Here is a 14,931-nt window from a genome sequence, read left to right as displayed (position 1 = left end):
CATCGCGGGACACGAAGCGATCCACCGTATCCCTGTCATCGCGAGGCACGAAGCGATCCATGGATTGCCGCGCTTCGCTCGCAATGACGCACCCAAGTCAACACACCCTTTTTCCCGTCATCGCGGGACACGAAGCGATCCACCGTATCCCTGTCATCACGAGGCACGAAGCGATCCATGGATTGCCGCGCTTCGCTCGCAATGACGCACCAAAGTCACCACACCCTTTTTCCCGTCATCGCGGGACATGAAGCGATCCATGGATTGCCGCGCTTCGCTCGCAATGACGCAACCCAATGTGTTTGGGGGCTTCTGCGCGCCCCAACGCCTCGGATCGGACTGTGGTCGGTGTCAAAGGCATAATTGACGTTGACGTAACGTCAATCACATTCAGGAGCAAAACATGGACATTCAAGGCAAGGTTTTCATCGTCACCGGAGGCGCATCGGGCCTGGGCGAAGGCACAGCGCGCATGCTGGCGGCCAACGGTGGCAAAGTGGTGATCGCCGACATGCAGGCTGAAAAAGGCGAAGCGATTGCCAAAGAACTGGGCGGCGCATTCGTGAAATGCGATGTCAGCAGCGAAGCCGACGGCCAAGCCGTGGTGGCACAGGCCGTGTCCATGGGCAAACTGGTCGGTTTGGTCAACTGCGCGGGCATCGCCACGGCTGAAAAAACCGTGGGCAAGAACGGCGCGCACAACCTGGCCCTCTACACCAAGACCATCATGGTCAACCTGGTCGGCACCTTCAACATGATCCGCTTGGCCTCAGAAGCCATGTGCCAAAACGAGCCCGAAGCCACGGGCGAGCGCGGCGTGCTGATCAGCACGGCCAGCGTGGCGGCTTACGACGGCCAAATTGGCCAAGCCGCTTATGCCGCATCCAAAGGCGGCGTGGTGGGCATGACCTTGCCCATTGCCCGCGACCTCTCGCGCAACGGCATCCGCAACATGACGATTGCCCCCGGCATATTCGGCACCCCCATGCTGTTTGGCATGCCCCAAGATGTGCAAGACGCCCTGGCCGCCGGCGTGCCCTTCCCCAGCCGCTTGGGCACCCCGCAGGACTACGCCAAACTGGCCAAGCACATCATCGAAAACGACATGCTCAATGGCGAGGTGATCCGGCTGGACGGCGCGATTCGCTTGGCGCCGAAGTGAGCGCCCAGCAGGCCCGCTGACTCAAGCTGCCATGCCCATCCAGCTCAAGGCCAACCAAGCCGCGATGTATGCGCTGGTGAAAGCGATCACACCAGGCATGGCAGCCTGACCTGCCACCCGTTCAGCCAAGATGCCGGCCAATGGGATGAATTGCTGAGCATGCACGGCCAAAAAATGCGCGGGGCGCAAGTCTTGCCAGGTGTGCCATCCCACCACCGGCCAGCCCACGCCAGCAGGTGGCTGCTTTGCCCCCAACATGAAGCCACTCACGGTGGACAACACAAAAGTCAGGGCCAGACCCATAAGCACCGCCAAGACAGTGGGCGTGAGCACCGCTGTCCCCAAAGCTTTCCAAATGACCCACGCCAGCCAGGCTTGTGAAGCCACCAAGCCCACCGCTGCAAGCGCCATCAGGCCAAACAGCATCGCCCGCACAGGGTCGGCCGTGTTGTAGTGCGAAGCCTCTCCCATCGCCGCTTGGTAAGAGATGTAGGCCACCTCAAACAAAGAGGTGACGATGATCAAAGCAGCGATCCACTGAAAGCTTTGTTCGTGACCTACCTCACCCGGCACCAGCAAGCTCAAGCAGACGGTGGTCAAGGCAAACAGCGCCGTGCCCGCCATGAACTTCATGGGCTTGGCCCAAATGCCCACCTCGCGCAGTGTGCGCACATCGAACCAAGACAGCGCATAAGTGGGCAACAACACCGCCGCCATCAGCAAGCCATAAACGCACAAGGTTTTTTGCGCGGCACTCAGTCCGTGCCAGCCCAAGACCGAATCGGCCAATCCCTGCACCGCATTGAAAAACGACATGATCACCCCAAAAGTTGACACCGTCTACAAGTGTCACTTAAACTGTAGACACTGTCAACATCAACCCAAGTCAAAAGCCACATGGTCAAAACCATTCACGAACTGGACCTGAAAGAAGCCTGCATACAAGCGGCCAGAGAGGTGATTGCCGAGCACGGCGTAGAAGGCCTGAGCCTGCGCGATGTGGCGCGCAAGCTGGGCGTGTCGCACCAAGCGCCCTACCGCCATTACCCCAGCCGCGACCATTTGCTGGCCGCCATCATGCAGCGTTGTTTCGAGGATTTCGCAGACTGCCTGGACCAAGGTGCCCAGCACCATGACTGCGATGCACTGCGCGGCATGGGCGAGGCCTACATGCGCTACGCCGCCCAAAAACCCTTGGAATACCGCCTCATGTTTGGCACACCGTGGCCAGAACCCGCCAGCCACCCCGAGTTGGTGCGCCATGCCGTGCATGCCTTTGGTCTGTTGCGCCAGCACCTGCACCAGCAACTGCGCACCGCGCATGACGAAGCTGGCGACACACCCGCCCTGTTGGCGCAAGCCGAGCTGCAAGCGCTGTTCATTTGGTCCAGCCTGCACGGCTTGGCCAGCATCATGCAAGCCAACGTCATGCAACACCTGGTGTTCTCGCCCGAGGTCCCCGCCATGGCTCAGCCATTCTTGATGGGCATGATCCAAACCGCCTTGACGCACGGCCCCGCTCAGGCTCCTGCACCCCAAGTCAATCCCCAGGACAGCCATGAAAATTGAAGCACACCGCCGCTGGGCTTGGGCCACCTTGGTCATGGCCGCTTTGTCCGTCACGGCCTGCGCCCAGTTCAACCACGCACAACCCAACAGCCCTGTGGCCATGCGTGCGGTGCCCGCGATCACGCCCGCACCGCGCGTGGCGCTGGTGCTTGGCAGCGGCGGGCCGCGGGGTTATGCCCATATTGGCGTGATGCGGGTGCTGGAAGACGCAGGCATTGGCGTGGACCTGGTGGTGGGCTCCAGCGTAGGGGCTTTGCTGGGGTCTTTTTGGGCCCATGGCTACTTGGCCAAAGCTCTGGATGATTTGTCCCAAACCGGCGGCCCGCTCACGGTATTTGATTTTTCCTTGTGGGCTGACAGGGGCTGGATTCATGGCCAGCGCCTGCAGGACTATGTGAACACAGGCCTGAACAACAGCAACATCGAGGACATGCCCCGCCCATTCATTGCCGTGGCCACACGCCTGCAAGACAAACAACCAGTATTTTTCAACTCTGGCAACGTGGGGGTGGCGGTGCGCGCCTCCAGCGCCGTTCACAGCATTTTCTCGCCTGTGGGCATTCACGGCGTGGAATACGAAGACGGCGACGAGTCCTTGCCCGTCGCCGTGCGCGCTGCTCGACAAGCCGGTGCCCAGTTTGTCATCGCGGTCGACGTGACCGCCCGCCCGGGCAGCGCCCCTGAGGGCACATCAGCCGTCCGCCTGGAGCGCGAAGCGCGCCGACGCGCGCACATCGATCAGGAATTGCAACACGCAGATTTTGTGATCCACCCGGACATGGGTTTCGCCACCCGCCCCACACCCACTTTTTTTCGCATGGCCAGGCTATCAGGCGAGCATGAAGCCCAACGCCTTTTGCCGCAACTGAAGGCGGCGCTGCGCAACACAGCCCACGCCAACTCAAAGGCCCCTTGACCCTCTTGTGGGCTTTTGAAGGGCAAGCCTGTTTGGTTTTTTGGCTCACGCCCGATCAACTGTTCAGGCCCAAAAAAGCCAGGCCATGCGCCGCCAACTGGCTAAAAGGCTCTCTGGCGCTGCGCAGCAGCCCTGAATCGGCAAGCACTTGGCAGTGGGTTTTTGCTGATCAAATGGGCGTACTTTGTCATGCTTTAATTCAGGGGAATTTTTTCTCGCGTTTCTCCGGCAGCCCTGCGAACTCAGACCCAAGGGGATCTTGACCCGGCGCTGGCTGGGGGACCAAAATCCCGGACTGAAGCAATCGCTGCCCAAGAGACCCTTCACCTTAGCCCCAAGACTCTTGAACCCATGCTGCTCGCCCTCAAAAAGACCCCGCCTTCAAACGCCACTTGGCTCGACCGCCTGACCAGTGGGATCATCAAGATGCGTCTGGTCAGCCAGTACTCGCATGGCGGCGTGGTGGTCGATGGGCATTTGTACCAATCGAACTCGTCGCATGGCCTGCACGAGATCAGGTCAGGCGAATGGTCGCCAGAACGCTGGGACTTGTTTGAAGTGCCTGGCGACGATGCCCATGTACTCAAGACTTTTGCACAACTGAAGGGCGCAGATTACGACTGGTGGAGCCTGCTGGCCTTTGTGGGCTTGCGCATCCGCGACGCGTCTCGTCTGTACTGTTTTGAGTGGTGTTGGATCGCGCAAACAGGCCAATCGCCCACAGGCCGCATCACACCCGAAATGCTGTTGTCCGACCAGTTGCGTCGCTCACAGGCCCGTCGGCCTGCATGAGCTTGGGTTCGCAGCGCCTGGCCCCCTTGGGTCCAGGTTGACATGGCTGCAGTTCAGGTGCAGTCCCGCACGGCGCGTTTCAGCGGCCTTTGAAGGTCGCGGGTCTGCGCTCCTTGAACGAGGCCAGGCCTTCTTGCAGGTCTTCGGAAAAAGCCACATCGCGAAACGACCGCGACTCCCATTGCAAGGCCTCTGACATGTGCATACCCATGGATCGGCGAACCACTTCCTTGGCAAAGCGGTGCGACAAAGGTGCGCGCGTGGCCAGCATCTGGGCGTAATCCATGGTTTTGGACAACAGTTCCGCCTGGGGGTAAATGCGGTTGACCAGGCCAATGCGAAAGGCATGCTCGGCATCCACGCGTTCGCCCGACAAGATCATCTCCATCGCATGCCCCATGCCCACAATTTGCGGCAAGCGAATCAAGCCACCGTCACAGGCGTGAAAGCCCCATTTGGCGTCTTGCAAGGCGAACTCGGCATGGGGTGAACAAAAGCGCAGGTCGCAGGCCAGCGCCAACTCAAAGCCCCCCGATATGGCAAAACCATTGACCGCCGCCAAAATGGGTTTGTCAATGTCCAGGTTGCGGGTGATGCCCCCAAAGCCCGGTCCGTTGGTGTACTGGCGTCGGAACTCGGGCGCAGGCGATTGTGCAAACGGCAAGGTGTAGGTTTTCAAATCGGCACCCGCACAAAACGCCTGCTCGCCCTCGCCCGTGATCACCGCCACGCGGGCGTCGTCGTCTTGGTCAAACGCGCGCCAGATGTCGATCAAGGCATCGTTGGCGGCAAAGTCCAAGGAGTTCATTTTGTCGGGACGGTGGATGGTGATCAACCGCACACCACCGTGCTTTTCGCAAGAAATATCAGCCATGTGTGCTCACTTTGAAAACAGGAACATCGGATGCAGGGTCTGCAGACCTGACGGCGTGCACGCGGTCACCGGCTTGGTCTGTGGCTTGGTGCAGCAAGCGCCCAGACACGCGCATGCCGTTGTCCAAATCAAACACGCCGACGTGGTAGACGCCTTCGCTTTTGAAACGCAGCGGGGGTTTGCGTACCGTGGTCCAACTCGCCAAGCTGCCGGTGGTCGCCACCGACACCGCCGCAAACTGCCGCCCCAAACACGCTGCACACACCACCGGTGCGCGCAGGCTCAGGGCTTGGCAGTGCTGGCATTGGTAGGCCGTCAGGCCGGCCAATGGGGTGTGCGCGGTCATGCTTCGCGTCCCAAAATATGCACCGTGCAGGCGACACCGGTGCCGCCCAAATTGTGGGTCATGCCAATGCCGGCCCCCAAGACTTGGTTGCTGTGTTCGCCTTGCAACTGCAACACCACTTCGACAATTTGCCCCACGCCGGTGGCCCCCACCGGATGCCCCTTGGCCAACAAGCCGCCACTGGGGTTGATGGCGATGTCGCCTTGCAGGCCGGTGCGGCCTTGCGAGGCCCAACGCCCGCCTTCGCCGCGCGGCACCAAACCGAGGTCTTCGCTGTCGATGATTTCGGCAATTGAAAAACAATCGTGCAGCTCTACCAAATCGATGTCGCGGGCCTGCAGCCCCGATTGTTGGTAGGCCTGCTGAGCGGCCAACACGGTGGCGTCAAAGGTGCACAAATCAGGGTGTTGCGCGACCCGCGCCGAACCGCTGGTTTGCGCGCTGGCCATCACCCGGATGCGCGCTGGGTGTTGCGGGCTGTGCAGCAGGTCCTTGGCGCACACCACCACTGCGGCCGCACCGTCGCTGGGCGGACAGCAGTCGAACAACTGCAGGGGGTCGGCAATCATGGCGGAGGCACAGACTTGCTCTAAAGACAAATCGGCCCCCATTTGGGCCAGCGGGTTTTTCAAACCATGGGCTTTGTTTTTGATGACCACCGCCGCAATGTCTTCGCGCGTGGTGCCGTATTCGCGCGCATGCGAGCGCCACGCCAGACCAAACAAACCCGGAAAGGTCAAGCCACTGATGCCGTCGTATTCGTTGTCCATGGCGCAGTTCAGCGCCGTGGTCATTTCGCTGGTGCTGGCATGGGTCATGGTCTCGACCCCCACCACCAACACGGCATCACAAACGCCTGTGGCCACCATCAAGCAGGCATGCCTGAAAGCAATGCCGCCAGAGGCACACGCGCCCTCGACCTTGGTGCAAGGTATGCCCTTCAAACCCAGTTGCTCGGCCACCAAACCGGCCAAGACTTCCTTGCCATTGAGCGGGCCACTGATGAAATTGCCCAAATAGACCGCACCGATGTGTTGGCGGTCGATGCCCGATTGCACCAAGGCCTGCGCGCCAGCGTCTACGGCCAAGGCCTCGATGGGGGTCTGCGCATGTTTGCCAAACCGTGTTGAACCCGTGCCCGCCACATACACCGGACGCATCATGTGCCACCTTGTTTCAATTGCTGTCGCAATGCGGTTTTCAAAATTTTGCCGTAATTGTTTTTGGGCAAATCGGCGACAAAGTGGTATTCGCGTGGGCGTTTGAAGCGTGCCAGGTGGTCCAGGCACAGTGCATCGAGCGTTTGGGGGTCCACCGATGCGCCGGGTTTGCACACCACAAAGGCCACGGGCTCTTCGCCCAAGTCTGCATTGGCAGCGCCAATCACCGACACCTCGGCAACCGCTGGATGACGCAACAAGACTTCCTCGATTTCACGGGGGTAAATGTTGCTGCCGCCACGGATGATCAGGTCTTTGGAACGGTCAAGCAGCGTCAAGTAACCGCGTTCATCGAGCGCGCCGATGTCGCCCGTCCACAACCAGCCATCACGGATCGCCGCCGCCGTGGCCACGGCATTGTTCCAGTATCCCCGCATGCGGGTGTCACTGCGGGTGATGACCTCGCCCGGCTCGCCGCAGGGCAGGTCGCGCCCTGCTTCGTCGACCACCCGCACTTGCACACCGGTGCGTGCCGTTCCACACGAGGCCAATCGCGCCAGGTGCGCGGCGTCTTGTGCGCCCTCATGGTCTTGCTGCGACAAACGGGTGATGGTCATGGGGCTTTCGCCTTGGCCATAGATTTGCACCATGCGGGGCCCGAAAAGAGACAAGCACTGCAGCAAATCAGACACATACATCGGCCCACCGCCATAGGTGATGAGGTGCAAATTGCCCGCCGGATTGGCCCGCCCATGGCTGGCGCGCAACATTCGGGTCAGCATGGTGGGGGCTGCGAAAAATGTGACACGGGGATAGCGTTGCAAGGCCTCGAACACGACATCGGGATTGAACGCAGGCTCAATCACTTGATGCCCGCCATTGAACAAATGCGGCAGGCTGTACATGCCCGACCCATGGGACAGCGGCGCGACATGCAAATGGGTGTCGCCCGGGCGCACACCATCGATGTCGGCGCCGTACTGCAAACACATTTGCAGCAGATTGCGGTGCGACAACATGGCACCCTTGGGCACACCGGTGGTGCCGCTGGTGTAAAAAATCCAGGCCGTGTCGTCGGGGTCAAACGCCGCCGCTTGCATCGGCGCATGGCACAGCATGTGGGCGTAGGCTGGCGCATCCACAGCAACCAAGTGCAGGTGGTTCGAGCCCTCAAGCAGGGTTTGCTGCAAGCCTTCGTGCAAGCCTTCGCTGCAAAACAAAGCACTGGCCCCCGCGTCTTGTGCAATGTGCCGCACTTCCTTGGGGTGCAACTTGGCATTCACAGGCACGGGGCACAGACCGGCGACCCAGCAGGCCAACAGGGTTTCAAAAAATGCAGCCCGGTTTTCCATGCAAAGAATCACCCGCTGACCCGGCACCAGACCCATTTGCTGCAGCATGGCCCCAGCCAAGGCCTGGCTGCGCTGCGCCAGTTCTGCATAACGCAAGCTGTGGCCAGAGCAAGTCACGGCCGCCAAATCTGGATGGCTGCGAGCGCGGTTCAAAAAAGGCAAAACGATGTTCATAGGGCTGGGTGCGTATCGCGCAAAGGGGTCTGTGTGCCGACGGCGCGGGGTGTGCTTGAGCGACGTGAGTGCATCAAAGTCGGGGCGGCACCCGGCTGTGCCAATCGGTCACGCGCTGGAACGCGCTGCCTGCACGCACCAAGCTGGCTTCATCCAAATGGGCAGACACCAGCTGCACAGCCACCGGCGTTGACTTGGCCGTGAAGCCCGCAGGCAAGGTGATGCTGGGGTTGCCGCTCATGTCAAACGGCGCCGTGAACTTGATCAAGCGCGCCAACTCAGAGGGCACGGTGCCAATCACCGTCATGTCTTGGTGGGTGGGCGAGGCCATGGGCTGAGCGGGAATCAGCAGCAGATCGCAGTCCTGAAAAAACCCACGCACCGCCCCCGTGAAGGCACGCCGACGCAGCCAGATTTTTTGCATCTCCACCGCAGGCACCGAACGGCCAAACTCAATCAATCCACCCAAGCCAGGGCCATACAGGTGCTTGTTTTTGGGGTGCCAAGCCTCGTGCGCCACAGCGGTTTCCACGGCGCAGGCGGTGCCCCAATCGGCCACGGCATCCGACACGTCCGGAAAGCGCACAGCGCGCATGTCGGCCCCCAAAGACCGCAAGACTTGGTAAGCGGACTGCACAGCCGCCTGCATGTCTGCATCCAGGCCTGCGCAATAGGCTTCGTCAAAGCCGATGCGCAGACCCCGCAGGCTGGTCAAATCACCGCACACGTAATCGGGCACCGGCGCATGCAAAGCGACCGGGTCATCTGGGTCGGCGCCCGCGATCAAACCCAGCATGTGGCCACAATCCAGGGCGGAGCGCGCCATCGGGCCGATGTGGTCGAGTGATGCGGCCAGTTCAAATGCGCCATGCACAGGCACCCGCGCCCATGTGGGTTTGAGGCCGGTGACACCATTGGCCGCTGAGGGGAAACGGATAGACCCTCCCGTGTCGGTCCCGATGGCGGCAAAACACAGGCCTGCAGCCACCGCCACGCCCGAACCACTGGACGATGCACCCGACCAATGGTCTGCATGCCAAGGGTTGATGGGCGGCGGCACATCGGGGTGGTGGTCTGCAAATGCCGCCTCGGTCATGGTCAATTTGCCCAGCAACACGGTGCCCGCTTGGCGCAAGCGCTTGACCACGGTGCCGTCGTACGCGGGTACAAAGTCGCGCATCATCGGCATGCCGGCTGCCGTGGCCATGTTTTGGGTGTAGCACAGGTCTTTCAAGGCGATCGGCACCCCCTGCAAGGGGCTGAGGATCTGCCGCCGCATGATCTGGGCTTCGGCCTCTCGGGCCTGGGACAAGGCAACTTCGGGCGAAACGGTCGCATACGACAGCAAGCGTTTGTCCACGCGCTCGATGCGCTGGAGCATCATCTGCGTGAGTTCCACCGGCGAGAGTTTTTTGGCGTGCAACAAGCCCGCCAGCGCATGGGCGTCCAGAAAAGCAATTTGGTCGTCTGTCACGGGCTGATTTTCAAAAGGGCGGTTCAGGCGGTGGGCGGGGCATGCAAGCCAAGCTCTTGCACCATGTGTTGGCGCATCTGGAACTTTTGCGGCTTGCCGGTGGCGGTCAATGGGAACTCGCGCACCAATCGCACATACCGTGGGGTTTTGAAATGCGCCAGACTGGCCCGGCAAAAATCCATGAACTCGTTGGGTTCTGCGCTTTGACCGGGTTTCAAAATCACCCAGGCGGCGATTTCTTCGCCGTACTTGGCATCGGGCACGCCGAACACCTGCACATCTTGCACCTTGGGGTGTTGCATCAAGAAATGCTCAATCTCGCGTGGGAACACGTTTTCGCCACCGCGAATGAGCATGTCTTTGACGCGGCCCACGATGTTGCAATAGCCTTGGGCATCAAGAGTCGCCAAATCGCCGGTGTGCATCCAGCCGGCATCGTCAATGGCCGCTTGGGTTTGCGGCAGGTCTTCCCAGTAAGAGCGCATCACCAAATAACCGCGCACACACAACTCACCGGCGGTGCCCACCGGCACCATGCGGCCGTTTTCATCCACCACCTTGGCCTGCACATGCGGTTGAATCCGGCCCACGGTGGCGACCCTGCGTTCCACCGGGTCGGACACATGCGATTGAAACGACACGGGCGAGGTTTCGGTCATGCCATAAGCGATGGTGATTTGCTGCATGTGCATGGTGCGCATCACCGCTTGCATGGTCTCCACCGGACAAGGCGCTCCCGCCATGATGCCGGTGCGCAATGAACTCAGGTCGAGTTGGTGTACCAAGGGCTCGGCCAACATCGAGACAAACATGGTGGGCACGCCATGCAAGGCGGTGCAGCGCTGCTTGGAGACCGCGCGCAAAGTGGTCTCGGCATCAAAGCCCTCGCCGGGGAACACCATGGCGGCCCCCACCGCCGTGGCGGCCAAGACCCCCAAGACCATGCCGAAACAATGGTAAAGCGGCACCGGGATGCACAAGCGGTCTTCATGCGTCAAGGCCATCGATTTGGCGGCGAAGCGGGCGTTGTTGACCACATTGAAATGCGACAAGGTCGCCCCTTTGGGCTGGCCCGTGGTGCCACTGGTGAATTGGATGTTGATGGCGTCGTCCGGGTCGAGTGAGGCGGACAAATCTTTCAGCCTGGCGTGTTGTGCAGGGCCCGATTGCTGCAAAAAATCTTTGAAACGCAAAGCACGAACAGGCACGGGCAACTGCGCGGCCTGATGGGGCGCAAGCGACAAATCGTCCAACACAATGACCTGCTTGAGGTGCGGCAAACGCAAAGAGGTCAAATCACCTGCGGTGCCAGGGCGGTCGATCTCGGGGGCCAAGTGCCGCAAGGTCTCGAGGTAATTGCTGGTTTTGAAACCACGCGCCATGACCAACATGCGGCAACGCACTTTGTTCAAGGCGTATTCGAGCTCACTGCTTTTGTAAGCAGGGTTGATGTTGACCAAAACCGCGCCAATGCGGGCGGTTGCAAACTGGGTGAGCAACCATTCCAAGCGGTTGGGCGACCAAATGCCCACACGGTTGCCCCGGCGTATGCCCATGGCCAACATGGCAGAGGCCATCTGGTCCGCTTGTTGCTGCAAGTCGTACCAACTCAAACGCTGGTTTTGCGCGACAAACACCGCCGCATCGCGCGAGCCATGCCGGGCCACCGTGCGATCGAGCAACTGGGAGATGGTGATGAAGTGCAAGGACGAATCGGTCGAACCCGCCACAAACGACAGCGAACCCGGCGGACTCAGTTCAGCAAGGGCACCGCCTTTGACCCAGTCGGACAAAAATGGATTGTGGGACACGTTAGCCTGTTTCCTGCAGCCAAAAGCGCGGCTGTGAATTCAGAAATTGCGCCAATCACCGGCCTGCTCAAACGCATGGGCAGCGCGGTAAATGGTGGACTCATCCCAATGCTTGGCGACCAACTGCATGCCAATCGGCAGGCCGTTGGACATGCCGCACGGAATGCTCATGGCGGGGTGGCCGGTGACATCCATCGGACAGGTGTTGCCCAACATTTCCAAAGCCCGCTGCACATACAGCTTCAGGGGGGCATTGGCTGGCGGCAGCGGTGTGGCCTTCATGGGCAAGGTGGGCAACAACAACAAATCAAACCGTGACAGCGCCGTGTCATAGGCCTTGGCCAAGACCCGGCTCAGGTTCTGCGCCTTGGCATAAAAATGGCCACGGTAGTTTTTGGTGAAATACTCACCGGCCATCATGGACACTTTGAGCGATGGCGAGAGTTGGTCAGCGCGCGCGCGCCAAGCGGCATGCGCATCGAGCAAACTGGTGGTGTACAGACCCTTCCAGTTGAAACCCATGCCATTGCCATTCATCATTTGGGCTTGCAGGCCTTCCAGTGCAATCGCGGTCCAAATCGCCGGGCCGTCCATGTGCATGGGCACAGAGACGTCTTCTATGATCGCACCCATGGCACGCAAACGATCGGCCGCTTGGCGCACTTTTTGGTCCACATCGGATTCGCTGTCGGCGCGGTTAAAACCCTCGAGCATCACACCAATGCGCAAGCCCGACACGCCCCGGCCCAAAGCTGCGGTGTAGCGGTCGACTCTGGGGCTGTATTGACGCGGGTCCAAACCATCGGCACCCGCAATCACCTCGAGCAACAAGGCGTTGTCGGCCACCGTCGCGGTCATGGGGCCTGCATGGTCAATCGTCGCTTCGATGGGCATGACGCCTGTGTAAGGCACCAAACCATGCGTGGGCTTCATGCCGTAAATACCGCACCACGACGCGGGCATGCGGATCGAGCCGCCTTGGTCGCCCCCAATGGCCATTTCAATGTCACCGGCACCTACCAAGGCGGCCGAGCCCGAAGAGGAGCCCCCTGCGGAGTAGCCGTAACGGTAAGGGTTGTGCACCGGGCCAGCGGCGCAGGTGTGGCTGCCACCGGACAAACAGAAATACTCGCAATGGGCTTTGCCCGCGATGGTGCCGCCTGCATCCAGAATTCGCGTCACCAAGGTCGCATCCACATCGGGCACATAGCCTTCGAGCGAAGAGGAGCCGTTCATCATGGGCACACCGGCCAGGCAGACGTTGTCCTTGAGCACCACGCGTTTGCCCGCAAGCGGCCCGTGCGCGGCACCCCGCACCTCACTTTTGACCGCCCAGCCATTCAAGGGGTTGTCCGCCGGGCTGGGTTTGATGCCCGGCGTTCTGGGGTAGCGCACCGGTGGCAAGTTGTCGGGCAACTGCGTGAGCCGGTCATAAGACTGGAACGTCCCCTCCATGATCTCCAGGTACTCGGCCACTTCACGCGACGACATGTTCATGTGCAGTGACTCGACGATGGCGTGCATCTGATCGACAGTTGGACGTTTGACAGTTGACATGATTGCCCCGGGGCCGTTGGCCATTGAATCGACGGCGGTTGAATTCGACCGCTGGGTGGGTGAGGTGGACTTGCCAGGTGCGCGTGACGCTGTGTAGGTCGGCTCTGAGCTGGCATGTGCACTGGAATGTGAGCTGGAATGTGAAATGGAATGTGCGCCGGACCCGACAGGACTGGCGGGTGCCGAGTGCTGTGGTTTGGGCTGTGCCGCATGGCTGGCGAGTTTGACCGAGGCAGCGTGGGGGCTGTGTGTCATGCGCGCAGAACCCATGCCCAGCAGTTCGCTCAAGCCACCGCCGCGCAATTCGTGCGCCTGCAATTCTTTGATGATGGTGCCGCGCTCAAACACCACCACGCGGTGCGCGACATCGAGCACCAAGTCCAAATTTTGCTCCACGATGATCAAGGCCAGGCCGACCTCGTCGCGCAGCCGGGCCAAGGTGGCACCAATCTCTTGCACGATCGACGGTTGTATGCCCTCACTGGGCTCATCGAGCAGCAACAACCAAGGTTTGGGCACCAAGGCCCTGGCCAGCGCCAAAATTTGTTGCTCGCCACCGGACAAAGAGCCGCCCTTGCGGTCCAGCAACACACGCAAACGAGGAAACTGGTCCACCACGCGCTCCACAGCTTGCTCTTCTGTCTCGCCGATGTCTTTGCGCCAGGCCATGCGCAAGTTTTCCAAAGCCGAGAGGCCAGGCAAAATGCCACGGCCTTGGGGCACGTAACCTATGCCCATTTGCGAGCGTTGGTGTGCGGGTGAACCGGTGGCTTCGGCGCCGTCGAGTTCAATGCGCCCGCCGGTGGAGGGCATCAGCCCCATGATGACTTTGAGCAAAGTGGTTTTGCCCATGCCATTGTGGCCAACAATGCCCAGGGCCTCGCCTTCGTGAATTTGCAAACTCACGCCATGCAGCACAGGCACTCGGCCGTAACTGGCACGCAAATCGGCCACCTGCAGCACAACATCGGCGCGCTCAAAAGGATCAGGCATGGGGTTGTTTGACACAGCTTTGCTCATTTCGCCCGGTTACCTATATAGACCTCGCGCACCTTGGCGTCGTTCATCACAACATCGGTGGCGCCCTCCATCAGCACAGCGCCTTGGTGCAGCACGGTGACCGTGCCGCCCAACATGCGCACAAAATTCATGTCGTGATCGACCACCACCACGGCGGCTTGCTGGTTGATGCCCTGGATCAATTCAACCAAGCGATCAGCCTCTGCGCCGGTGATGCCCGCGGCGGGTTCGTCCAGCAGCACCAATTGCGGGCGTTGACACAAGACCAAACCGATCTCGACAATCTGGCGTTGACCGTGTGCGAGTTCACCCACCATGCGGCGCATCAGGTTTTGCAATCCCAATTCGCTGATGACCCGGTCCACTTCGGTGGAGGCGTCTTTTTTGCCGTGCACACGCCGCGCAGACAGCCACAGGTTTTCCCACACGGTCAAGCCATTCATGACCGAGGGCACTTGGGTTTTGATGCCCACACCCAACTGCACAATTTCATGCGGACGCCAACCGGTGACATCTTGGCCACGGATCAGCACGCGGCCATTGCTGTGGTTGATGCGGTATTGGCCCGTCAGGCATTTGAAAAATGTGCTTTTACCCGCGCCGTTGGGGCCGATCAGGCAACGCAATTCACGCTCTCGCAAATTGAAATTCACATGGTTGACGGCCAGCACGCCGCCAAAGCGCATGGACAGGTCACGGGTTTCAACAATCATTTCACTCATGA

At 60.5% G+C, this 14,931-nt stretch carries 13 protein-coding genes and 1 pseudogene; 4 read left to right on the top strand and 10 right to left on the bottom strand.

Annotation, left to right across the window (positions count from 1 at the left end):
* Positions 1-403 precede the first annotated feature (403 nt).
* The gene (locus ACIQ39_RS06390) at positions 404-1,162 is read left to right on the top strand and encodes a 3-hydroxyacyl-CoA dehydrogenase (RefSeq protein WP_396433774.1); all 759 of its coding nucleotides are present in this window, start codon (positions 404-406) and stop codon (positions 1,160-1,162) included.
* A 21-nt stretch (positions 1,163-1,183) separates the two neighbouring features.
* Here ACIQ39_RS06390 and ACIQ39_RS06385 read toward each other — a convergent pair whose 3' ends face one another.
* Entirely contained in the window at positions 1,184-1,978 is a 795-nt protein-coding gene (locus tag ACIQ39_RS06385) for a hypothetical protein (protein ID WP_396433773.1), read from the bottom strand.
* A gap of 81 nt (positions 1,979-2,059) precedes the next feature.
* Here ACIQ39_RS06385 and ACIQ39_RS06380 point away from each other — a divergent pair, with 81 nt between their 5' ends.
* The 3 genes from ACIQ39_RS06380 (at position 2,060) to ACIQ39_RS06370 (ending at position 4,439) form a co-directional block, all read left to right on the top strand.
* Positions 2,060-2,731: a TetR/AcrR family transcriptional regulator gene (locus ACIQ39_RS06380; RefSeq protein WP_396433772.1), complete on the top strand. Its 672-nt coding sequence runs from the start codon at positions 2,060-2,062 to the stop codon at positions 2,729-2,731.
* Entirely contained in the window at positions 2,721-3,647 is a 927-nt protein-coding gene (locus ACIQ39_RS06375) for a patatin-like phospholipase family protein (RefSeq protein ID WP_396433771.1), read from the top strand. The genes ACIQ39_RS06380 and ACIQ39_RS06375 overlap by 11 nt, the downstream gene beginning before the upstream one ends.
* Positions 3,648-3,998: 351 nt before the next feature.
* On the top strand, positions 3,999-4,439 hold the full coding sequence (locus ACIQ39_RS06370) for a hypothetical protein (protein WP_396433770.1): 441 nt from the start codon (positions 3,999-4,001) through the stop codon (positions 4,437-4,439).
* Positions 4,440-4,518: 79 nt separating this feature from the next.
* Here ACIQ39_RS06370 and ACIQ39_RS06365 read toward each other — a convergent pair whose 3' ends face one another.
* The 9 genes and pseudogenes from ACIQ39_RS06365 to ACIQ39_RS06325 all read right to left on the bottom strand — a co-directional run bounded on the left by ACIQ39_RS06365 (position 4,519) and on the right by ACIQ39_RS06325 (position 14,929).
* Positions 4,519-5,313 carry an enoyl-CoA hydratase/isomerase family protein gene (locus ACIQ39_RS06365; RefSeq protein ID WP_396433769.1) on the bottom strand — a complete coding sequence of 265 codons (795 nt, stop codon included), beginning with the start codon at positions 5,311-5,313 and terminating at the stop codon, positions 4,519-4,521.
* Positions 5,306-5,659 carry a Zn-ribbon domain-containing OB-fold protein gene (locus ACIQ39_RS06360; protein WP_396433768.1) on the bottom strand — a complete coding sequence of 118 codons (354 nt, stop codon included), beginning with the start codon at positions 5,657-5,659 and terminating at the stop codon, positions 5,306-5,308. Before ACIQ39_RS06360 ends, ACIQ39_RS06365 begins: the two co-directional genes overlap by 8 nt.
* Positions 5,656-6,822, bottom strand: coding sequence for a thiolase domain-containing protein (locus ACIQ39_RS06355; protein ID WP_396433767.1), 1,167 nt, complete (start codon positions 6,820-6,822; stop codon positions 5,656-5,658). Before ACIQ39_RS06355 ends, ACIQ39_RS06360 begins: the two co-directional genes overlap by 4 nt.
* Positions 6,819-8,345, bottom strand: a complete 1,527-nt coding sequence (locus ACIQ39_RS06350) for a class I adenylate-forming enzyme family protein (protein ID WP_396433766.1) — start codon at positions 8,343-8,345, stop codon at positions 6,819-6,821. The genes ACIQ39_RS06355 and ACIQ39_RS06350 overlap by 4 nt, the downstream gene beginning before the upstream one ends.
* Positions 8,346-8,418: 73 nt before the next feature.
* Positions 8,419-9,819, bottom strand: a complete 1,401-nt coding sequence (locus ACIQ39_RS06345) for an amidase (RefSeq protein WP_396433765.1) — start codon at positions 9,817-9,819, stop codon at positions 8,419-8,421.
* 23 nt (positions 9,820-9,842) lie between these two features.
* Complete coding sequence (locus tag ACIQ39_RS06340) at positions 9,843-11,630, bottom strand: AMP-binding protein (RefSeq protein WP_396433764.1); 1,788 nt, start codon at positions 11,628-11,630, stop codon at positions 9,843-9,845.
* Positions 11,631-11,669: 39 nt separating this feature from the next.
* Positions 11,670-13,187, bottom strand: a complete 1,518-nt coding sequence (locus ACIQ39_RS06335) for an amidase (RefSeq protein ID WP_396433775.1) — start codon at positions 13,185-13,187, stop codon at positions 11,670-11,672.
* Positions 13,188-13,679: 492 nt separating this feature from the next.
* A pseudogene (locus ACIQ39_RS06330) lies at positions 13,680-14,180 on the bottom strand (ABC transporter ATP-binding protein); the annotation flags it as partial.
* A gap of 23 nt (positions 14,181-14,203) precedes the next feature.
* Positions 14,204-14,929, bottom strand: coding sequence for an ATP-binding cassette domain-containing protein (locus ACIQ39_RS06325; protein WP_396433763.1), 726 nt, complete (start codon positions 14,927-14,929; stop codon positions 14,204-14,206).
* Between the last annotated feature and the right edge of the window lie 2 nt (positions 14,930-14,931).

The organism is Limnohabitans sp. (genome assembly GCF_044361645.1).
Classification (GTDB): domain Bacteria; phylum Pseudomonadota; class Gammaproteobacteria; order Burkholderiales; family Burkholderiaceae_C; genus Limnohabitans_A.
This window is presented reverse-complemented; position numbering and strand designations above follow the sequence as displayed.